Source organism: Rhodospirillales bacterium (assembly GCA_023898785.1).
GTDB lineage: Bacteria > Pseudomonadota > Alphaproteobacteria > Micavibrionales > Micavibrionaceae > TMED27.
In genome coordinates this window covers 579,351-600,324 of the sequence record CP060239.1, presented here as the reverse complement: position 1 = coordinate 600,324, position 20,974 = coordinate 579,351, and the positions used below count along the sequence as shown (strand labels likewise).

At 49.3% G+C, this 20,974-nt stretch carries 21 protein-coding genes and 1 pseudogene; 9 read left to right on the top strand and 13 right to left on the bottom strand.

Annotated features, from left to right (window positions below; translation table 11 throughout):
- Positions 1 to 90: 90 nt before the first annotated feature.
- Together H6859_03110 and H6859_03105 are read right to left on the bottom strand one after the other, a co-directional pair.
- Entirely contained in the window at positions 91 to 1,917 is a 1,827-nt protein-coding gene (locus tag H6859_03110) for a hypothetical protein (GenBank protein USO06198.1), read from the bottom strand.
- Positions 1,918 to 2,422: 505 nt separating this feature from the next.
- The gene (locus H6859_03105) at positions 2,423 to 3,247 is read right to left on the bottom strand and encodes a class I SAM-dependent methyltransferase (GenBank protein USO06197.1); all 825 of its coding nucleotides are present in this window, start codon (positions 3,245 to 3,247) and stop codon (positions 2,423 to 2,425) included.
- Positions 3,248 to 3,473: 226 nt separating this feature from the next.
- Here H6859_03105 and mazG point away from each other — a divergent pair, with 226 nt between their 5' ends.
- Positions 3,474 to 4,232, top strand: coding sequence for a nucleoside triphosphate pyrophosphohydrolase (gene mazG / locus H6859_03100; protein USO06675.1), 759 nt, complete (start codon positions 3,474 to 3,476; stop codon positions 4,230 to 4,232).
- A gap of 1 nt (position 4,233) precedes the next feature.
- Here mazG and H6859_03095 read toward each other — a convergent pair whose 3' ends face one another.
- Positions 4,234 to 4,797 carry a hypothetical protein gene (locus H6859_03095; protein USO06196.1) on the bottom strand — a complete coding sequence of 188 codons (564 nt, stop codon included), beginning with the start codon at positions 4,795 to 4,797 and terminating at the stop codon, positions 4,234 to 4,236.
- Positions 4,798 to 4,918: 121 nt separating this feature from the next.
- Here H6859_03095 and H6859_03090 point away from each other — a divergent pair, with 121 nt between their 5' ends.
- On the top strand, positions 4,919 to 5,605 hold the full coding sequence (locus tag H6859_03090; GenBank protein USO06195.1) for an IS3 family transposase: 687 nt from the start codon (positions 4,919 to 4,921) through the stop codon (positions 5,603 to 5,605).
- Between the two features lie 21 nt (positions 5,606 to 5,626).
- On the opposite strand, the gene hflX is transcribed toward H6859_03090, so the two are convergent.
- From hflX to H6859_03055, 7 genes are read right to left on the bottom strand one after another with little or no spacing between them, the layout of a single operon-like run.
- A complete protein-coding gene (gene hflX / locus H6859_03085; GenBank protein ID USO06194.1) occupies positions 5,627 to 6,379 on the bottom strand; it encodes a GTPase HflX in 753 nt (250 codons plus the stop codon).
- Positions 6,380 to 6,388: 9 nt separating this feature from the next.
- Positions 6,389 to 6,655, bottom strand: coding sequence for an RNA chaperone Hfq (gene hfq, locus H6859_03080; GenBank protein ID USO06193.1), 267 nt, complete (start codon positions 6,653 to 6,655; stop codon positions 6,389 to 6,391).
- 51 nt (positions 6,656 to 6,706) lie between these two features.
- The gene (locus tag H6859_03075; GenBank protein USO06192.1) at positions 6,707 to 7,393 is read right to left on the bottom strand and encodes an HAD hydrolase-like protein; all 687 of its coding nucleotides are present in this window, start codon (positions 7,391 to 7,393) and stop codon (positions 6,707 to 6,709) included.
- A complete protein-coding gene (gene murI / locus H6859_03070) occupies positions 7,386 to 8,204 on the bottom strand; it encodes a glutamate racemase (GenBank protein ID USO06191.1) in 819 nt (272 codons plus the stop codon). The genes H6859_03075 and murI overlap by 8 nt, the downstream gene beginning before the upstream one ends.
- A gap of 5 nt (positions 8,205 to 8,209) precedes the next feature.
- Positions 8,210 to 9,586 carry a Trk system potassium transporter TrkA gene (trkA, locus tag H6859_03065; protein ID USO06190.1) on the bottom strand — a complete coding sequence of 459 codons (1,377 nt, stop codon included), beginning with the start codon at positions 9,584 to 9,586 and terminating at the stop codon, positions 8,210 to 8,212.
- A gap of 4 nt (positions 9,587 to 9,590) precedes the next feature.
- Positions 9,591 to 11,048 (bottom strand): sigma-54-dependent Fis family transcriptional regulator, encoded by a 1,458-nt coding sequence (locus H6859_03060; GenBank protein ID USO06189.1) that lies wholly within the window; start codon positions 11,046 to 11,048, stop codon positions 9,591 to 9,593.
- Between the two features lie 15 nt (positions 11,049 to 11,063).
- Entirely contained in the window at positions 11,064 to 13,304 is a 2,241-nt protein-coding gene (locus H6859_03055; GenBank protein ID USO06188.1) for a PAS domain-containing sensor histidine kinase, read from the bottom strand.
- A 41-nt stretch (positions 13,305 to 13,345) separates the two neighbouring features.
- Here H6859_03055 and ispD point away from each other — a divergent pair, with 41 nt between their 5' ends.
- The 4 genes from ispD to H6859_03035 are packed head-to-tail and all read left to right on the top strand — an operon-like array spanning position 13,346 to position 16,497.
- On the top strand, positions 13,346 to 14,566 hold the full coding sequence (gene ispD / locus H6859_03050; protein USO06187.1) for a 2-C-methyl-D-erythritol 4-phosphate cytidylyltransferase: 1,221 nt from the start codon (positions 13,346 to 13,348) through the stop codon (positions 14,564 to 14,566).
- Positions 14,563 to 15,060 (top strand): phosphatidylglycerophosphatase A, encoded by a 498-nt coding sequence (locus tag H6859_03045; protein USO06186.1) that lies wholly within the window; start codon positions 14,563 to 14,565, stop codon positions 15,058 to 15,060. Before ispD ends, H6859_03045 begins: the two co-directional genes overlap by 4 nt.
- Positions 15,044 to 15,526: a CinA family protein gene (locus H6859_03040; protein ID USO06185.1), complete on the top strand. Its 483-nt coding sequence runs from the start codon at positions 15,044 to 15,046 to the stop codon at positions 15,524 to 15,526. The genes H6859_03045 and H6859_03040 overlap by 17 nt, the downstream gene beginning before the upstream one ends.
- Positions 15,523 to 16,497: a hypothetical protein gene (locus H6859_03035; protein ID USO06184.1), complete on the top strand. Its 975-nt coding sequence runs from the start codon at positions 15,523 to 15,525 to the stop codon at positions 16,495 to 16,497. Before H6859_03040 ends, H6859_03035 begins: the two co-directional genes overlap by 4 nt.
- 12 nt (positions 16,498 to 16,509) lie before the next feature.
- Here the strand turns inward: H6859_03035 and H6859_03030 are convergent.
- The 3 genes and pseudogenes from H6859_03030 to tnpA form a co-directional block, all read right to left on the bottom strand.
- Positions 16,510 to 17,192 (bottom strand): annotated as a pseudogene (locus tag H6859_03030) (IS5 family transposase).
- A 46-nt stretch (positions 17,193 to 17,238) separates the two neighbouring features.
- Complete coding sequence (locus H6859_03025; protein ID USO06183.1) at positions 17,239 to 17,385, bottom strand: transposase; 147 nt, start codon at positions 17,383 to 17,385, stop codon at positions 17,239 to 17,241.
- A gap of 17 nt (positions 17,386 to 17,402) precedes the next feature.
- The gene (gene tnpA / locus H6859_03020) at positions 17,403 to 17,645 is read right to left on the bottom strand and encodes an IS200/IS605 family transposase (protein ID USO06182.1); all 243 of its coding nucleotides are present in this window, start codon (positions 17,643 to 17,645) and stop codon (positions 17,403 to 17,405) included.
- A 387-nt stretch (positions 17,646 to 18,032) separates the two neighbouring features.
- Between tnpA and H6859_03015 the strand changes: the two genes are divergently transcribed.
- Genes H6859_03015 through H6859_03005 form a run of 3 tightly spaced genes read left to right on the top strand, consistent with a single transcriptional unit; the run spans position 18,033 to position 20,971 of the window.
- On the top strand, positions 18,033 to 18,686 hold the full coding sequence (locus H6859_03015; GenBank protein ID USO06181.1) for a TetR/AcrR family transcriptional regulator: 654 nt from the start codon (positions 18,033 to 18,035) through the stop codon (positions 18,684 to 18,686).
- Positions 18,673 to 19,830, top strand: a complete 1,158-nt coding sequence (locus H6859_03010; GenBank protein ID USO06180.1) for an efflux RND transporter periplasmic adaptor subunit — start codon at positions 18,673 to 18,675, stop codon at positions 19,828 to 19,830. The genes H6859_03015 and H6859_03010 overlap by 14 nt, the downstream gene beginning before the upstream one ends.
- A 1-nt stretch (position 19,831) precedes the next feature.
- A complete protein-coding gene (locus H6859_03005; protein ID USO06674.1) occupies positions 19,832 to 20,971 on the top strand; it encodes an ABC transporter permease in 1,140 nt (379 codons plus the stop codon).
- The last annotated feature ends 3 nt before the right edge of the window (positions 20,972 to 20,974 follow it).

The following is a 20,974-nucleotide window of genomic DNA, read 5'->3' as shown; positions in this document are numbered from 1 at the left end:
CATGATAGCTGAATAATTCTGAGTTGCTTAAGCTGTTTTTATGAAACGCATAAAAAGGTGTGATCATCTACAAATAACACCATAAAAAAGTCAAGCGCTTTGTCCGGTATCTGCAACCTCGATAGCAGAGATTGGCACAATCAAATCCAGTACTTTTTCCAAAATAAGATGAACGGATCCGCTGGCATCAACAACATATACATCAAGCCCGGCAAACAATGCCGCCGTCGCAATATCATCCATAAGAGATCCAGCGCCACAACCTCGGAAACGTTCCTCAATATCGCGCGCATCCATACCATCAAAACGGCTTGTGCCATCTATCCTTTTGGCAATGCGCGCACTCACTATCTCAGGCGTAGTGTCAAAATACAAAAAAGCACCATCTAAATCTCGGTAAAAATATTGAATAAGCGGGCTGAGAGTAGCAGGCTTAACTTCCGTAATTTTCGCACAGATAAAGGCCGACCAAATGTTTTGTAAAAAAAGTTGCTCTATAAGATAGCGTTTTTCATTTACAGCATTTTTAAGTCTTAGCTTTTGTACAGGTAGGCGAAACAGATAATTAAGCGCCTCCCTATCACGAATATTCATGTCAAAACAAAGCTTTGCTAAAAGAAAATAAACAACAAAATCGGAAAACAAGGAATATACGGTTAACTGCGCTTTCTGAAAGAATGTAAAAGGGCGAGCTTCAAAAATATCGGTAACGCCGCCCAACACTGCTCTGGTGTAAATATCTTTGCAAACTGTAGTCTTTCCACTCCCCGGCAAACCAAAACATTCATAAAAGTCGGGCCTGGAAATCGGACGCTTTTGCAAATGCCCCCAGATAATCTCACGTGTCTGGTATAAAACTTCATTAAGCTGATCATCCGCATCAATATCATGAACCTCTCCTGCATCCCAAAAATCAAGTTTCTTGAACGCATCTATCTTTTGAGCAATCAACGCCACAATCTTTTTATTTTCTTCTTTCCTTCCAACCGCAATATCAACAGAAGGATTAAGACGCACAAGAATATCAGGCGCCTGCATACTGCATATTTGAAAAAATTGTTTCTCCTCCCAATGCGCAAGGTGGCGATAAAGCCAGCGATTACTGTCTTTAAAACGCGCAAGTAACGGCCCGTCATTTATCTCAGGAATTTGGTTTTGTGGCCAACGATCACAAATGACCAAAATCCCCTTATGCCTTAACCTGCAAATACGCCGCATAAGTTGTTTTTTCGCCAGCACACCAACAACAGCCTCCGCAAGCTTAACAGGCGAGGCTGTATACGAGGGTCGAGTTGAAGAAGCATCAACAGTTTTGACTTCAGTAGCAAAGTTTTTGTGCTGAGGCTTTAAAAGCTCCTTAGTCTTAAGCCCAGCACGAATAAAAAGCTTAAGTAACCGCTGTAAAAAAAAGGTCGCACCGTCTCCCGTGCCAAAATAAACGCGAACCACATCGATTTTATCCTGCCATTGTGCCTGAAGTGTTTTCGTAACAGTTGATTTGCCGGATCCGTCTGGGCCAATACAGGCAACAATCATCCCGCAGCCCGGAAGTACACGCCTGCGTATAAAAGGGGAGGGAAGCCGCATCTTTTCAGTAATGCGAATAATTATATACATCACTTCACGGAACCATACCGTAAATAGGGCCATAACCGGGCTCATTCTGTTCCAGCCATGCTCTGAAGAAAATGCTCTGACACATTGCTTTAATCGTAAAAACCGTTCCAAAGTCGGTTTTTGCGTGAACAACTCACAAACAAATTCAGCAATCTCCGCATTTAATAATTTCTCTGCAGACTTACGAACATCATCCACAGCAGCTCTTTCCCGGAGCCACGCAAGCTCAGCCTTAAATCCCTTGCTACCCCACATTTCATCATCCCTTAAGCGCCGCCAGTCACGCCAGCGTATTTTCAAGGATTCCCGAACAAGCAACAAAACCGCCTCAACATCAGGGCTGGACGTATAAATGTCAGGTGCCAATTCCGATACGGCCCGACCTTCAAGGATAAACGCATTCCAGGGAAGCATTTGATTTTTCAGATACTTTTCACCACCTGCCAAAAGGAAATGCGAATGCGCATGCAAGATACGCCCGCTTTCACAATCAGCACATATGGCGTCAATAATTCCGGGATAACATCTATGATCGGGTGCTTGAAAAATCACAAAACCACAAAGTCGCATAATTTCGATGACACGCCTGCGCTCATGCTCTTCAAAAATTATATCAATATCCGTTTTCCCTAGCAGCCCCTCAATCAGGTGCTCATTACTCTTCCAACTGCACCATAAAATCTTGTGCGTTTGGAATGCTTTAAAAAGCTGCGCATACGGAGCAGGGATACTATTATCTTGAGGAAAAGAAGGCGCTTTACGTTGGATAGTCATCATGATTTCTTATGCTTGACTCGCTCTTTGTTTATGTAGGAGCGCGTGAAAACACATATTCGGCGCAACCACACCCAAACACACCCATAGCCTTAACAGGATCGGTATTATATTCAGCGTCCAAATCAAAACCAAGATCAGAGAAAAATGCCTTCATTTCCGCCGGGCTTGCCGATTCATACGGATAACCGCCAAGCCAATCAATCATGTCATGCCAAAAATTCATACCGCGAAACCCTTTGTACGACTTAACATATTCTACGGGATTTTTACCGTTTATAAGTACTCCCAAAAGATATATTCCTGAAAAGACCGCTGTAATTGGAAATTGCAAAAAGGGCGGCATCCGAGAATAAAATGATTTTTCAACGCGCCAGAAGGCACACAAAGGAGATTTTTTGTAAATGGCAATAATAAACTTGCCGTCAGGAGCGACAAAAGCGGATGCTTTCCTGATTGCATCCCGCATATCGCCTGTATGATGCAAAACCCCCCAGCTATAAACAATATCGTAACGGTCGTGATCATTGACCGGCGCCGCTTCATGCACATTTTTAAGCTCAACATGCGCAGGATAATCAGGAGCGTAGGTAGAAAGAAGCTTCTTCGTCGTGGAAACACTTTGCGGATCAATATCAAAAGCATGCACAGTTCGTGCACCCAGACGTACGGCTGCCAAAGAATGCAAACCCGATCCGCAGCCCACATCCAAAAAACTTTTGTTATCCAAAGAGTTTTTCAGCAACATCTGTTTCAGCTTCACAACAGCTTCATCAATCTCCGAATTAGTGACAAGTGTTGAAAATTTTTCCCAGTTATCGCCAAATGCAAATCTATGTGGAGCCGCCATATTCATGGACACAATAGATACATGGTTCTTTGAAAAAAACAATACTCGTAATAATCATACGTAACATGTCAGTATTTCAGCGCAGAACCAATCTGTGTTATCAACAAAATGGCAATAAAAAACAACACCCATTAATTTCCATAATATATATTATCACTCTTTTGTTATCAGGAATACGCTTTAAGTGACCAAAGTCCCAAACAAACACCCTATCGAAGATTTAATCGCTGTGATGGCCGCGCTACGCAATCCTGATGGCGGCTGTCCGTGGGATTTACAGCAAAATTTTAAAACCATCGCCCCATACACAATCGAAGAAGCCTACGAAGTCGCCGATGCGATTGAGCGCAATGATATGAGCGATCTACGTGAAGAATTGGGCGATTTACTGCTTCAGCCAATTTATCACGCCCAGATGGCTGCCGAAGACAATATTTTTACGATTGAGGACGTCATCCGCGACATCACTGAAAAGATGATTTCCCGGCATCCACATGTCTTTGGCGATCAGAATGCCAGTAGCCCCGAAGACGTCAATAAAATCTGGGACGCCAAAAAAAATGAAGAAAAAGCTAAAAAGTCAAAGCACAACGATAGCGCCTTGGACGGCGTCACCAAAGCCCTGCCGGCATTGCTGCGCGCCGAAAAACTCCAGAAAAAAGCCGCTAAAGTTGGCTTTGAATGGCCTGGGCCTGAGCAAGTTTTGGACAAACTCGAAGAAGAACTCGTCGAAATGCGTGAAGCGCTTGCCTCAGGCACATTAGAACAAAAAACCGATGAGCTTGGTGACCTGCTTTTCGTTTTAGCCAATCTCGCGCGCATGCTGAACATCAACCCCGAAACGGCCCTTAGAGAGTGTAATGATAAATTTGAAAGGCGTTTCAGGGGATTAGAAAAAGAACTTAAACAAAAATCTATAGATTTGAAGGATGCATCTTTGGAGCAAATGGAGCAAGCCTGGGTCAATCAAAAGCAAAAAGAGCACAAATGACCTATATCTGATCCTCAAGGCTACTCTCTACTTCCTCATACCCAAACCGTATCTTGAATTTTTTATGATCTGCATCACAAATGCGCACCCGACACCGCGCCGACTCGGCGCCATCGTTGCGGCCCAACATTTCCGCATGCTCATACAGCCATGACAGCGCCTTCCCATCCGCATGAGGAATATGGTAACTCACTTCAATATGCTGCCTGGCCGTAACCTCGGCAACCTTATTGAGCAAATTATCAATCCCTTGCCCGAAGACAGCTGAAATTAAAACCCGATGCAGTTCAAAACGCAGCACATCGCGCCCAAAATCCTTCCGATCCTCATCTGAAAGCTGATCAACCTTGTTATAAACCTCAATGATCCGAGAATCATTTTCATATTCTATTCCCAGATCCCCTAAAATCTCAATAACGTCCCGACGCTGCGCTTGATAATCCGGTCGCGCTGCATCAATCACATGCAAAATAACATCCGCATGCAGCGTTTGTTCCAAAGTCGCGCGAAACGCCGCAATCAAGTGCGTCGGCAAATCAGCAATAAATCCCACCGTATCGGACAAAATAACTGTTTGCCCGTTAGGTAGAGGTGGCCCCAAGAATTCGGACAGTGAGTTAAGCTACGATCTATGACCGAAGGAGGGTCATCTGCGCCGTCAGGGGTACGAGGTAGGCCGCACCCGCGTGCGGCGTCTGATGCGCCTGATGGGAATCGAGGCGGTCTATCAAAGGCCGCGCACTTCGATGCCGCATCCCGGCCACCGGATTTATCCCTACCGGCTCAAGGGGCTCACGATCACCCGCCCGAACCATGTATGGTGCGCGGATATCACGTACATCCCTGTCAAACGCGGGTTTTTGTATCTGGTAGCGATCATGGACTGGGCCAGCCGGAAGGTGCTGGCCTGGCGGCTGTCGAACACGATGGAAACGCGCTTTTGCGTGGAGGCGCTGGAGGAAGCCATCGCCCGCTACGGGCCGCCGGAGATCTTCAATACCGATCAGGGCAGCCAGTTCACGGCGGACGCGTGGACGGGCGTCCTGAAAGAAAACGGGATCGCGATCTCGATGGACGGCAAGGGCCGCTGGATGGACAATGTGTTCATCGAGCGGCTGTGGCGGAGTCTGAAATATGAATGCGTGTATCTGAACGCGTTCGAGAGCGGCCTGCAAGCCAGGCGGGATATCGGGCGCTGGCTGGCGTTTTACAACGCGCAGAGGCCGCATTCGGTATTTGATGGACAACCCCCGGACGACGTTTATGATGAACGAAATTTTGTTTCTCCGGCCTCGGGCTTGCCGCCTCCGCCTAACGGCTCCGGCGGCCGCGCCCTTCACCCGGAGAAACAAAACCACAGGCAGGCGGCATGACAATAACCAACCGATCGTAGCTTAACTTCGCCGCAAAGCTGGCCGAAGAACCGAGACCACCTCTCCCGTAAGCGTATTAAACAGCGTCGATTTCCCTGCATTGGTATAACCCACCAGCGCCACCACAGGAAACGGCACCCGTTCACGCGCATGCCGCCCCAATTCTCGTGTACGTTTCACATCTTCCAGCTCTTTCTTAAGCTTCACAATCCTCTCGCTAATCAATCGCCGGTCAATCTCAATCTGTGTTTCACCTGGCCCGCCCATAAACCCGGCCCCGCCACGTTGCCGCTCCAGGTGTGTCCATGAACGCACCAGGCGCGAACGCTGGTACTCCAAAGCGGCTAACTCAACTTGCAAGCGCCCTTCTCGCGTTTGCGCCCGCTCCCCAAAAATCTCAAGGATCAAACCCGTCCGATCAATCACCTTAACATCCCATGCCCGCTCAAGGTTACGCTGTTGCACCGGTGAAAGTGTATGGTTAAAAATCAGCACATCCGGCTCCAAATTCTCAACCAGCGTTTTGACACGCTCCCGCTGTCCCTTGCCCAGAAAATGCCCGGCATGAATGCGAGAAACTTTTAAGGCCTGAAGATCAACAACATCCAGATGAATGGCCAGCGCCAACCCCGCAATTTCATCGCATTGCTCCTCCACAGAGCGCCTATGCGTATCGCCCGCGACAATAGGGCGTACGATAATGCACCGGCCCTGCCCCACGATCACTTCATGACCTTGAGAATAAAACTGTTTTGAAGATGTCCGTGAAGCCATAGAAAAGGCTTATTCGTCTGCCGTCTCTTCGTTAGCCACATCGCCGCCTTCATCATCGTGAAGGCTTAAAGGCCCGCTCGGCATAATTGTGGAAATCGCATGCTTATAAACAAGCTGAATATGCGTCTCTCGACGCAGCAACAAACTAAAATTATCAAACCATGTCACAACGCCCTGCAACTTCACCCCGTTAACCAAAAACACCGTCACTGCCATCTTTTCTTTGCGGATTTTATTCAGGAAAACATCTTGTACTTGTTGAAATTTTTCGCCCATTGTATTGCCGTTTCTTTCTTTATTATTATCGTATGAGATCAATTATCATCCCTACTTTTTTAGTGTTTCCAAATCATATTGCAACAAAAATTCACGCAATTCCTGACAATTCTTTTTATGCATATGTACTTCATAATCCTCTAATAAACCTGCAACTTCTCCACAATCAAGGATCAGAATAGTCTTACACCCAAGCGCATTTGCACACGCCAAATCATTATCTGTATCACCAACCAGCCACGTTTTATCTAGATTTAAAGGTAGCCCCATACGCTCAATCGCCAATTGCAACGGCGCAGACGAGGGCTTGTCGCTTTCCGCCTCCCCTGCCCCGACAACACTTGTAAAAAAAGCACCCCAGCCATAATTCTCAATCTCGCGTACAACCAGATCTTTTTTCTTGTTCGTTACAACACCGCAAGGTACCCCCAGGCGATGCAACACCTCCAGAACCTCCTGAGCACCGGAAATTGGCTTCAAACCTTCCTTATGATGTTTCATCACATAAGTTTCAAAATGCCCCTTCGCCGCCTCAACATTCCCTGCTCCATAAAGCTGGACATAAAGTTTTTCGCGCGGCTGACCAAAATATCTGCCAAAATCCTCCAAACTAAAAGGCGCAATTCCAAGTTGCTCCCGCGTATAATTATGCGCGCGATGCAAAAACGCAAAACTATCAACCAGCGTCCCGTCCCAGTCAAAAAACACTGCTTCCGGCCGTTCTAAACACTCAGCCATAACTCACCTCAATCACCTTTAAATCCACCGGCGCCCCGTAAAATGCGGAAGCTTTTTCCGCATAATTTTCAGTCAAATCTGTGATAAAAAACGCCTCCTTGCTGCCTCGCCCGATTTTCCCGTCAAGCTCTGGATGCCGCTCCAGATATTCAACCAGTTTTGCTGGTACAATTTCATCCTGTGCAATCACATCCACACCATAGCGCTCGCGAATTATATCCTTAAGAAAACTATAATGCGTACAGCTCAAAATAAGTGCCTCAATCCCTTTTTCTTTAAGCGGTAAAATATAATGATCAAGCACGCTCTCCATCCATTCCATCCCGTCATGCTCAATCAACGGCACCAAAAGCGGCGTATTGACCTGAAAAATCTCAATAGCCGGATTAATCTTGCGCAATTCCTCCTCATAAACATTCGAATGCACCGTGTAATTCGTCCCAATCAACCCAATGCGCTGAACCCCGCGCTCAATCGCATATTCAATTGTCGGTACGACAACCCCCAAAATCCGACGCTCTGGATACGCCTGGGGCAAATATATTTGTTGAAGTTTACGCAAAGCCGAAGCGCTGGCCGTATTACACGCCATGATAATCAGCTGACAATCCTGCTCCGCAAACAAATACTCGATACAGGCTTTAGTGTACGTATAAATAGCCTGTTCAGAACGCTTGCCATAAGGAACATGCAACGTATCGCCCAGATAAATCAGGTCTATATCCGGCAAAGCCTCGCGAATAGCCCGTGCAATCATTACCCCACCCAAACCGGAATCGAATATTCCCAATTTCATAGAACGCGCGGTCATAGAGCTTAAAATAGGTCCACCTGCACCGAGAACATCTTTTCAACATTCTGTGCCTGCGTCCGCGAAGCCAGAATAATCAAATCATCTCCCGCTCGAACAGTAAAACTCAACTCAGGCATAATAAATTCGCCTTCACGGATTACCCCGCCAACAATCACCTCATGTGGCAAATTAAGCTCTTCAACAGTAGAATTCACAATCGAAGAATTCTCAGAAACCTCAGCCTCAATAACTTCTGCAAATCCATCGCGAATATTGTAAAGCCCTTTAACCCGTCCCCGGCGTACATGTTGCATGATATTGGCCACAATGATTGAGCGCGGACTGACCATAGCATCAATCCCAAGCGGCCCAACCAACGGATAGTAAGCCTCATTATTCACTAGGGTAATTACGCGCTCACAGCCATATTGTTTGGCAAGCAATGACCCAAGGATATTACTTTCATCATCATTGGTAACCGCCACCAATGTTTCAGCACTCTGGATAGACGCTTCATTCAGAATATCCTTATCCAAAGAACTTCCGTTTAAAATAACCGTATTTTCAAGCCGTTCACTTAAATACTCTGCCCGGCTCTGGTTTTGCTCAATAACTTTTATCTGCACATTTTTTGAACGTGTATAAATCAAATCAACCAACGTCGTGCCGATATTCCCGCCGCCAGCAATAATAATTTTTCTAGCCTGATCTTCTTCATGTCCAAAAGCTGTCATCACGCGCTTCATATGCTGTGTATCAACAATGAAAAACACCTCATCACCAACTTCAAGCTGGTCCGTCGCGTCTGGAATAATAGGCTTATTCTTGCGTAGAATTGCTAAAACCTGAAACGAAAGGTCCGGAAACAAATTATGAAGCTGGTTCAGCGGCGTATTGATCACCGGACAATCTTCTTCACAAATCACCCCGATCATATGCGCCAATCCATCGGCAATAATATTCACAAACGTCGTGCCCGGTACGGCCAAACGCTGATAAATATCCTTGGCCACCAGCACTTCCGGAGAAATAATCACATCAATAGGCATATGCGCACGGCTGAACAAATTTGACCATTCGGGCTGCAAATAAACCTGCTCCCGTACGCGCGCAATCTTTTTGGGAATACCAAACAGGGAATGCCCAATCTGACAGGCCACCATATTGACCTCATCGCTTTGCGTCACCGCCACAATCATATCCGCATCATTTGCGCCTGCCATTTTCAAAACATCCGGGTTCGAGGCATGCCCCAAAACTGCATTTACATCCAGTTCATCATTAATCTGCGCAATCAAATCACGCCGCAAATCAACAACCGTAACGTCATTTTCTTCCTTGGAAAGATATTCGGCAATGTTATAGCCGACTTGTCCGGCGCCGCAAATAATGGCTCTCATTGCACTATGCTCGCTTTCTGTTTACGGCAGGATCCGCTAACGGACCATCCTGCCCCTGTGGTGCATCAGAATGTATTTGTAATGATTTAAGTTTACGATGCAAGGCCGATCGCTCCATCCCTATAAAGTGGGCAGTTTTAGAAATATTGCCATCAAAGCGCGCCACCTGCGCGAGCAGATATTCTTTCTCAAAAGCCTCGCGTGCTTCTCGTAAACTCAATTCAAGATAATCGTCTTCAAGCGCACCACCGCCGCCAGAAAAGTTTACGCCATCCACCGCTACATGCTTACCGGTCACCTCAGGCGGCAATTGATCTACCCCCAGCATTTCACTACCTTGCCCGCTATGCATAATGCACACCCACTCAATGACATTTTTAAGTTGACGCACATTTCCCGGCCAATCATAAGCCTTGAGAGCGTTCAGCGCCGCGCTGGAGAAGTGACGCTCCTCACGACCCAAAAGTCGTAATTGCGCCTGCAACAGCCCCTCGGCAAGCACTGCGATATCTTCTTTGCGTTCACGAAGCGCCGGGGCTTCAATTTGCACAACATTAAGCCGATAATACAGATCTTCCCGAAACGCACCCGCCTTAATCGCCGCTTCCAGATCACGATTTGTTGTTGCCAAAATTCGCACATCTGTCTCAATCGTTGTCTGACCACCGATACGTTGAAAGCTTTGCTCCTGCAACGTATGTACAATCTTACCTTGAGTCTCCAACGGCATGTCCGCCACCTCATCCAACACCAGCGTCCCGCCATGCGATTGTTCTAAAATGCCAATATGCTCTCCCTCTCCATTAACACCAGCCTCACTCCCAAACAACTCAGTCTCGAGGCGCTCAGGGCGCAACGTCGCACAATTTAGCGCCATAAATGCCTCATTCGCCCGCTGCGAACGACTGTGAATTAACCGCGCAATCATATCCTTCCCCGTACCCGCTTCGCCTTGAATTAAAATGCGGCTATTCGTCGGTGCCACCCGCTCAACAAGCTGTTGAATCTTTTGCACTGCTACAGATTTACCAATCAACTGATCCGCTTGCCCGAAATTGTATTTTTTCAAACTGGCGTTTTCCCGACGAAGATGCGCGGTTTCCAATGCGCGCGCAATCATCATCAATAAACGATCAGACTTAAACGGCTTTTCGATAAAATCATAAGCACCGTCCTTAATGGCGCTCACAGCCGTTTCAATCGTGCCATGCCCGCTAATCATCACAAAAGGTAATCCTGGATGATCTGCCTTCAATTTGCGCAAAATTCCCAGTCCGTCATCCTTACTTCCCTGCAACCAGATATCAAGCACGACCAAAGCTGGAATTTTTTTTGCTACCGCGGCATATGCCTGCTCACAGCTCGCCGCTTCACGCACCGTATAGTCCTCATCCTCCAAAATCCCCCGGACCAAGCTCCGAATATCGGCTTCATCATCAACAATAAGAATATCCGAACTCATTTACGCCCCATTTCCTTACGCGGCCTCTTCACTTTCAGCGCTCTGCACCGACCGTAACACCAGTACCGCCGTGGCGCCGTCAAGCCCTTGCCAACCTTCATAATCTTGCAACCATTGCGGCGCACCTAAAATAATACGCCCATTGTGATCTTCCATAATCTTTTTCACAATAGCCAACCCCAGCCCGGTTCCCTTTTGTTTGTGCGTAACATATGGCTCGGTCAGGCTGGCACGCTCTTGGTCTTCAGGAAAACCCGGCCCATTATCGCTCACCGCCACAAAAATATTATCCTCATGCCGCCCGGCCAGAAGGTGTATGCGTCCGACTTGCGCCTGCTCCTTCTGCCCGCGAATCGAATCCAGCGCGTTTTGCACCAGATTATTAATTGCTTGACGAATTTGCTGTGCATCCAGATTACCGATCAAACCCGGTGCTATATCAGCACATTCAATTTTAACATCACAATGCGCCTGCTTGTGCAAACTCACAACATCACGAATTTGCTCCTGAAGATCCTCGATATGCATCACCGGCTCCGGCATCCGCGCAAACGATGAAAACTCATTGACCATTCGTCCAATATCCCCAACGTGGCGAATAATCGTTTCCGTGCAGCGTGTGAAAGTCTCCGGATCATCTTTTATCTGCTTCAAATAACGCCTGTTAAGCCGCTCAGCTGAAAGCTGAATAGGCGTCAGCGGATTTTTGATTTCATGCGCAATTCGCCGCGCCACATCCGCCCACGCCGCCTTGCGCTGCGCCGACTGCAGTTCGGTAATATCATCAAAAGTCAAAATAATTCCGGTTTCCTGATCCCCTATTCGCTCAATTGCTACGCGCACTAAAAACGTTCGCCGCAACTCATCGCGGCGCAAGAATGGAATCTCCCCTTGCGTAATTTTCTCCGGCTGCCGGTGCGCCTCATCCAAAAGATTAGAAATCTCAGGCATAATCGCACCAATATCCCGTTCGCTCAACGCCTCAATCTCCACCCCCAACAACTCACAAGCCGAAGCATTCGCCACACTGATCAAACCCTTTTCATCCAGGGCTATCACCCCCGACGAAACCCCGGTCAACACTGTCTCGGTAAAATGCCTGCGTCGATCAAGCTGGCGGTTGGCCTGCAATAACTCGTTTTGTTGTTCCTGCAGCCGCCGCGTCATACGGTTAAAACTCTGCGCCAGATAGTCGAACTCCTTAATGCCTTTAATTGGAGGCACTTGCGCCGATAAATCCCCGGCGCGCACACTATCGGCTGTGGTGATCAATGTACTGATCGGCTGCACCAATTGCCGCGCCAGCACCAACCCAAACCAGATCGCACTCATCAATAACAACAATCCGACGACTACAAAAATCAACCCCAGAGTCACCTGCAAATCCGAAAGCCGTTCCTGCAATATGGCATAATCGTGCGTTGCCTGCTTCGTTGCCGCCAGATGTGAGAGCACTTGCGGGTCAATCATCCGACCAACAAACAAATACGCATCGACAAAATTATCCAGCTTCACCAGCGCGCGCACCCGGTCTTCGTTACCGCCGGTCATAATCACCACTTCGCCGTTATCCGCCCCTTCCATAGCGTAAAGCGGTATATCCTCAAATTCCAATGAGAATGTCAGCCCGCTGCGGGCCAACACCCGGCCACTATCATCAAAAATAATCGCCTCAGACAAATCCCGCAGCAAGGAATGCGTCTGCATCACTTGATCAAAAGCCTGCTCGTTAAGAAGCAATAACCGCGCCTCGCGGTTTAAATCATTAGCCATCGCCAAAGTGTCCGCACGGATCGTCTGGGTATGTTCACGCAAATAGGCCTCGGCGACCGCTTGCGACTCATTCACTGCCGTACTCACCCGCTCACTGAACCATGTATGCACTCCGAAATAAAAGAACACAGCTGAAAACACGGTCATAATAATCACCGGCGCTGCAGCCAGCACACTAAAAATATAAACCAACCGCACATGCAGATGCGACCCCGCCAACCCGCGCTTACGGCCACTCCACACACCAACGAGCCGCTGGGCCACCACCCCGACTAAAACCAGCAACAAGACCAAATCGAGATTAAGTAACCAAATTACAGTTTTTGGATCATTCCCAAAGGGTGGCGTTTTCGTCAACGCGCCATAAGTTGCAATCCCGCTAATAATCGAAGCGATCACGAGCCCAATCACCGCAGCATTTTGGGTATTTCGGGATTTAACCGCTGTGAGATCTTTAAAACGCTTGTACACGGATGCAAACATGGATAAATTCATATACGTCAATCCCAAGCTAATCAAGGATTTTGAAGCTTTTGCCCTCGAAAGTCTTACAATACAACCTCAATGATCTTCCCGCTTTTCATGTGCTCATAGCCTCAGCCGGAACAGGTTCACGGCTGGGCACCGCTGCCACACCAAAACAATATCTCAAAATCCATAATAAAGCTGTACTGCGCTATAGTATTGAAACATTTCTATCCATGCCAACCTGCGCTTCACTGCAAGTCATTATTGGCGCAGATGACGCAGAATTGTATCATGACGCAGTGCGCGGACTGGAACTACCCAAACCAATCATCGGATCAGATAAAAGAAATAAAAGTATATTCAATGGATTAAAAGAAATACATAAAGTAAAAAATGAAGATATGATCCTGATCCACGATGCTGCCCGCCCCTGCATTGCCACTGATGATATCGCCACACTTCTCATGAGTCTGCAAACCGAACGGGCCGCCAGCCTCGCAACGCCTGTCAGTGCTACACTAAGACGCGCTGGTGATGGGAACAAAGCTGCAGAAACCGTTCCACGTGACAACCTCTGGGCCGTGCAAACCCCGCAAGGCTTCCTCTTTGGTGATTTACTCAAAGCGCATGAAACCGCCAATCCGCACACAAATGCAACCGATGACACCGCCCTTGTCAGTGCCATCGGAATCCCGGTAACACTGGTCGAAGGCAGCGCCAGCAACATCAAAATCACCTACCCGCAGGATCTCATCATGGCCGAAAAAATTCTTGCCACTCAAACCGTGCCTCTCACTGGTCTTGGCTTTGACGTTCACGCCTTTGACAAAAATCAATGCGGCCCCGTGCGCATCGGCGGCATCGATATTGACCACGACCATGCGCTCAAAGGCCACTCCGATGCCGATGTCGCGCTCCACGCTCTGACAGACGCGATCCTCGGCACAATCGGTGAAGGCGATATTGGCCAGCATTTCTCGCCATCTGATGATGCATTTAAAAACATGGACAGCAGCCTTTTCCTTAAAAAAGCATTGGAGCTAATGCACGCTCAAAGCGCACACCTCAACAATATCGATCTCACCATCATCTGCGAAGCCCCCAAAATCGGGCCCCATGCGGGCCCCATGCGGGCCCGTTTGGCCAAACTAACCGGCCTTCCGGAAAATCGTATCAACATCAAAGCCACCACCAGTGAAGGGCTTGGCTTTACCGGCAGGCGCGAAGGCGTCGCCGCCCAAGCCATCGTCTCTGTTTCCGCAAAAGAGGCCGCATGACAAACAAACCTCCCAAGCTTAACCTAAAAGCCCCCTATATCTGGCTGGCCACATGGTTCGGCTGCGGTTTCATGAAACCCGCCCCAGGCACCTGGGGCTCTCTCGGTGCCCTGCCCTTTGGCATCATTCTATATGGCAGCGCAGGCTTTTGGGGCTTCATCATTGGTATCATTCTCGTTACTCTGATCGGCTATTGGGCCTCCGCCCGCTTTGAGGATGCCAGTGCCACCCACGATAACAAAATGATCGTCATCGACGAAGTTGTCGGGCAATGGCTTACCCTGCTCCCTGCCTTGTTTTATTGGAACTTGAACCCGTTGGCTATCGCAGTCGCTTTTTTACTCTTTCGTCTGTTTGACGTGACAAAACCCTGGCCAATCTCGTATATTGATAAGCATGTCGATGGCGCACTGGGCGTCATGGGCGACGATATCCTCGCCGGCCTCGTCGCCGCTTTATGCATCATAGGAGCATATTATGCAGGACTTGGTTGAACATCTTACAAACCTTCTCAAAACCAAGCATATGAAGCTCGTCACCGCCGAATCCTGCACAGGCGGACTACTGGCCACGACCATGACCCACCGCCCCGGCTCATCTAAAGTCTTCGAACGCGGCTTTATCACCTATTCCAATGAGGCCAAAAACGAACTGCTCGGCGTACCCAACGACATGCTGGAAAAATTTGGTGCCGTCAGCGCTGAAACCGCACAAACCATGGCGCAAGGTGCGCTAAAAAACAGCCACGCAGACCTCGCTGTTTCCATCACTGGCATCGCCGGCCCCGATGGTGGCTCAGAAGCCAAACCCGTCGGTCTCGTTTATTTCGGCTATGCCCTCAAAGGCGGCTCCGCGGGCAGCTTAGAGCACCGTTTCGAAGGAGATCGCGAAAAAATCCAGACGACCGCAACCATCACCGCACTCAAACATCTAATTAGTATTCTGGAAAATTCAGCATGACCCAAGCCCCATCACAAAAAACTGTTCTCATATCTGGCTGCGATTCCAATTATTTTCCACTTTTGCTGGAATGGCTGCACTCCGTGCGCCGTTTTGATCAATCCAAAGATTTTGACATTTGCATTCTCGATGCCGGGCTAACGTCTGAACAGATAGAACGGTTAAAACCGCACGTACAATCCATCGTAAACCCTGAATGGCCGGTTAAACTTCCCGCCTATAAGATCAAAGGCGAATATCTCAAAGCTTGTGTCTGCCGCCCGTTCCTGCCGAAAATTTTCCCCGGCTATGGCACATATATCTGGATGGATGCCGACACATGGATACAGGACTGGCGCGCTATTGAGCTATTTCTCTACGGCGCAGCCAAAGGCAAAATCACTCTCACCGCTCAAGTCGATCGTGCTTACCCCAAAGGCGGTGCAAGAGTCAAATGGCTAGGTCGCTGGCCATGGAAAGTTCGCGGTTTTTACTTCTCCAACGCTCTGCGCGCCTTTGATTTCAAAACCGCGCGTGATCTGCTGTCCTACCATGTCCTGCTCGCCGGCATGTTCGCTTTGCGCACCGATGCTCCGCACTGGGGCCGTTGGCAAGACTTCGTTAAAATCGCCATGACCAAGGGCAAAGTCTTCACCGCCGAACAACTCTGCCTTGGAAAAATGTGCTATCAGGAAGGCTTCGATTACGAAATCCTGCCCGGTTATGTCCACTGGCTCTGTGAATTCAAACCACTATGGGATGCAGATAAACAGCTTTTCGTTGAACCCTTTACCCCACATGAACCGCTCGGCGTGCTCCATATTTCCGGCTTTGATAAAATGCGCCTCGATCGCACCGTCACCACAGACTTTGAAACCACGGACGGGAAAACGATCGAATACACCTACCGTTACCCCTATTTTGACGGAGAAAAAGACGAAGACGTCATTGCGAAAGCAGCTAAACACTTCAGTGTCGTAAACTCAAACTAGGCTCAGGACTCATTAAATCCACCATATGACGATCGCAGCGATGGTGATAGCCGCCATAAAAGTATGTGCGCATCGGTCGTAACGTGTTGATATCCGTCTCCAATCCTTGAGTTTGGCAAACATATTTTCAACTTTGTGGCGCTGCTTATAGAGCATTTCATCATATTCGATTTTCACTTTCCGATTTTTCTTCGGTGGAATACAGGGTTGAATTCCTTTGTCACGCAGAGCATCCCTGAACCAGTCCGCGTCATACCCACGATCAGCCAGCAACACATTGGCTTTCGGTAAAGCATCAAGCAGGTATCGCGCGCCTTTGTAATCACTCATTTGGCCTTTGGACAGGAACAGGGCAACAGGGCGGCCAAGGCCATCACACACAGCATGAAGCTTAGAATTCAGGCCGCCTTTTGTACGTCCGATAGCGCGGGAAACATCCCCTTTTTAAGAAGCGAAGCCGCTGTGTGGTGGGCTTTGAGGTGTGTCGCATCAATTTGCAGTTGATCGGGCGGGCCTTTTTGTGTGGCCAGAGCCGTAAAAATTTTGTCAAAAACACCCAGGCGGCTCCAGCGTATAAAACGGTTATACAGCGTCTTGTGAGGTCCGTATTCGGACGGCGCATCACGCCATTGCAAACCCCGCTTGAGGACAAAAATAATGCCGCTGACAACCCGCAGATCATCAACGCGCGGCACGCCACGGGATGGCGAAGTAAAACTCCACGGGCCAAGGCCCGTGGTATCACTTTAGTTCAAGCTGCGCTTGTCCAGTATCTTCTTCTCCCTGGTTTTGAATATAGCGCTTAATAACACTCTCACCGATGCCCACTGTGCTGACAAAATAACCGTCGGACCATATGCCATCTGCGCCCCAATATGCTTTGCGCATATACTCAAACCTTTTCTTCATAAGACGGCCTGATCACTGACACGCATCTTGGGGGGAATTGATAACAACAGGTGCACATGATCAACATCGTGATTGATCTCCAACACTTCAACCTCAGGCAACATCTCATGAAAACTCGTTATCAATTCCCGCAGATAGGCAAATGATCCTTCATTGAAAATTTTACGCCGGTACTTGCTGGTCAAAACCAGATGGTATTCGCATTTGTACGCACAGTGGCCTTGCTTCCTTAATCGCATGAAGAAGATACTGGACGCACTCCATCCACGGGGCAAGCCCCTTGGTTTTTACGTGCCTATAAAAAAACAAAACAATGCAATATGCAACGTCTTGATACGGTGTCCGACCAGAACATATTTGCTATGTGAGTACGAAAGCTGACCCTGAACAGATAGAAACACAACGGAAACTGTCTCTATCTTTGCGCTTAATAGGGGTAAAGTGAGCGTAGCTGTCAAATGGGGCCAAATCACAGTTACTCTCAAAAATTTCCCACAATCCTACTCTTAAAACATGGTTCGCAGGTTATGTGATCGCCACACAAATACTTTTTGACTTTTCAAACGCCTTAATATAAGTTAGTTATTAGTTACTAACCAAACAATATTAAGGCTTACATTTTATAAATGGCTATCAAAAGAGATATACAGGGGCGTAAGCCAGCGGAAGACCGTAAACGTGAAATCGTTTCAACGGCGTTGAAACTTGCCGACAAAGTCGGCCCGGATAGGCTTTCGGCGGCGATGATCGCCCGGAATGTTGAGATTAGTCAACCGGCTGTTTTTAAGCATTTTTCGAGCATGAACGCTCTCTGGCTGGCTGTGGCCGCTCATATCGAAACGGCGATGAAAAAAAAATGGGAAGCGGCTTTTAGTGCGGAAAAAGACGAGCGCGAGCAATTACGTGATCTGGTGCTGGCGCAACTGCGGTTTATCCAGACCGTTCCGGCTGTGCCGGGTATTTTATTCTCCCGCGAATTGCACGCCGGCAATAAGGGGTTGCGCCAGGCCTTTTTAAAAATTATGAGCGCACTTCACAATCGCATTACGAATATTATCGCTTCGGGTCAGGAAAGCGGCGTTTTCAGCCGTGACGTTCCTGCGGTCGACAGTGCTTATCTTGTCCTGGGGTTTATACAAGGGCTGGCGGTACGATGGTCGGTAAGTGGAAAAAATTTTCCTCTGGTGGACGAAGGTGAACGGCTGTTTGCAATACAAATGCGCTTTTTGATGGAAGAGCCGTCATCCGGAGGCAAAGGAGATGAGCATGAACAAACGTAATCGCAAAGCCTTTCTTGCCCTGATTTCTATTCTGGCCGTCATAGCGGCAACAGTGTTTTTTGTAAAAAACAAACCGCTGAGCATTAATATCACTCCGGTAAAGGAAGATGTGACCGTGGAAGTTTACGGGCTGGGCACCGTGGAAGCCAAAATCCTCTCGACGGTCGGTTTCGAAGTGGGCGCGGCCCTTGTCGAACTGAACGCGGATCAGGGCGACAGAGTGGAAAAAGGCGCTGTGCTTGCCCGGCTCCATAGCGCGGAGCAAGAGGCAAAAACCGCTTTGGCCGCCGCAGCCGTGCAGTCCGCAGAGTCCAGATTGAAAAAAGCGCAGGCCGCCATTCCCAAGCTGCAATCCACCCTGGATTTTCACAAGGTCAGCAACAAAAGAAGCAAGGAGCTGCTTCCCCGCGGAAGCATCGGAGAAGAAGAAGCCGAACAGGATCAGTTGAATGAGGATGTCGCCGCGGCGGAACTGGAAATTGCCCGCAACGATGTCCTGCTGATGAAGGCCGAGCTTGCCGAAGCGCAGGCGCAATATGATTTTGAAACCACGCTACTCACGCACCATGTTTTGAAAGCGCCCTATGATGCGCTGGTTGTCGAAAGGCATAAAGAACAGGGAACCGTTATTGCGCCCGGCGAGACTGTTTTTACATTAATCGACCCCGCAACGGTCTGGGTCCTAGGCTATGTGGACGAAGCCCGCGCCGGGGCTATCCGGGCCGGGCAGCCTGCGCGGGTACGCCTTCGCTCTTTGCCGCATGAGGCGTTTGAAGGCAAGGTCGCGCGCATCGACATTGAAAGCGACCGGGTCAGCGAAGAGCGCCGCGTCTATATTTCATGCACACGCTGCCCCGAAAATTTTCATCTGGGCGAACAGGCTGAGATTTTTGTGCAGACAGCGATCTTAAAAAAGCCTCTTTTGGTTCCGGAAACGGCGGTCGAACGCTTTGATGGCACAAGCGGGTATGTCTGGACCGTGCAGGAAAAGCGCCTGCGCCGCATTCCGGTGACATTCGGGCATAAAACGCTGGATGGATATCTGGAAGTTACAGGCGGCATCGACGCCGGCACAGATATTGTTGCGGCCCTTGCACGCGGCTTGCGTGAAGGACGCAGAGCCATCGTCAGGAAAGAGCGGTAAGATGAATCTCGCCTATCACGACATAAGGCACAGCATGGGTCGTTTTATACTGACCTGCGCGGGGCTGAGCCTCCTGCTGGGGGTTGTTTTGTCCATGATCGGCATTTACAGAGGTTTGGTTGACGATGCGCTGACTCTGGCGCGGACGCCGGCGGCGAATATCTGGGTGGTTGAAGCCGGTACGCGGGGGCCGTTCGCGGAATCCTCCCGTATTCCCGGCGATACGCGTGAAGCCGTGGCGCGTTTGCACGGAGTCGCGGCGGCGGGTTCCGTAACATACCAGTCAATCGAAACGCGCCACGGGGCGGGTAAATTACGGCTTTATGTCGTTGGTTACGAACCCGGAAGACCGGGCGGGCCTGACAGGATTACAGAAGGCAGGGCTATCGCCCGCAGCCATTATGAGATAATCGCCGACCGCCGGACCGGGCTGAAAACGGGCGAGCGTGTTTTAATTGGCGATAATCATTTTACCGTCGCCGGGCTTACGGACGGCCAGGTCTCCTCCGGCGGCGATCCGGTCATATATATGAGCCTGCTGGATTCGCAGGAACTACAATTCGAGCTGGCGCCGCCCGCCGCCCGCCGCGAAGTTGCGCGCGGCAACGCGCCGGACACAGCCGACATGGATACGGTCAATGCCGTCATCGCCCGGTTAAAACCGCAGGCCAGTGCGGAAGAAATCGTCAATACGGTAGAGCGGTGGAAGCATTTTGCCGCCACCACCCAGCAGGAACAGGAAAACATCCTGACCCGCTCGGTCGTGGACAAGGCCCGCAAGCAGATCGGCCTGTTTACCGCCATCCTGCTGATCGTTTCGGCAGTGATTATCTCCCTCATCATTTACACCATGACCATGGACAAAATCCGCGAGATTGCCACGCTCAAGCTGATCGGCGCGCCGGACAAAACGATCATCGGCCTGATCGTGCAGCAGGCGCTGGCCATGGGCGTTATCGGTTTTGGGCTGGGGGCGCTGCTCATTGTCAGCATCAAGGATTACTTCCCCCGGCGCGTAGTTTTGCAGCCGGAGGACGGCCTGCTGCTGGCCGCTGCCGTTCTTATTGTTTGTATCCTCTCCAGCGGTCTTGGCGTGCGGCTGGCGCTCAAGGTCGATCCCGCGACGGCGTTGGGAGGGTAAATA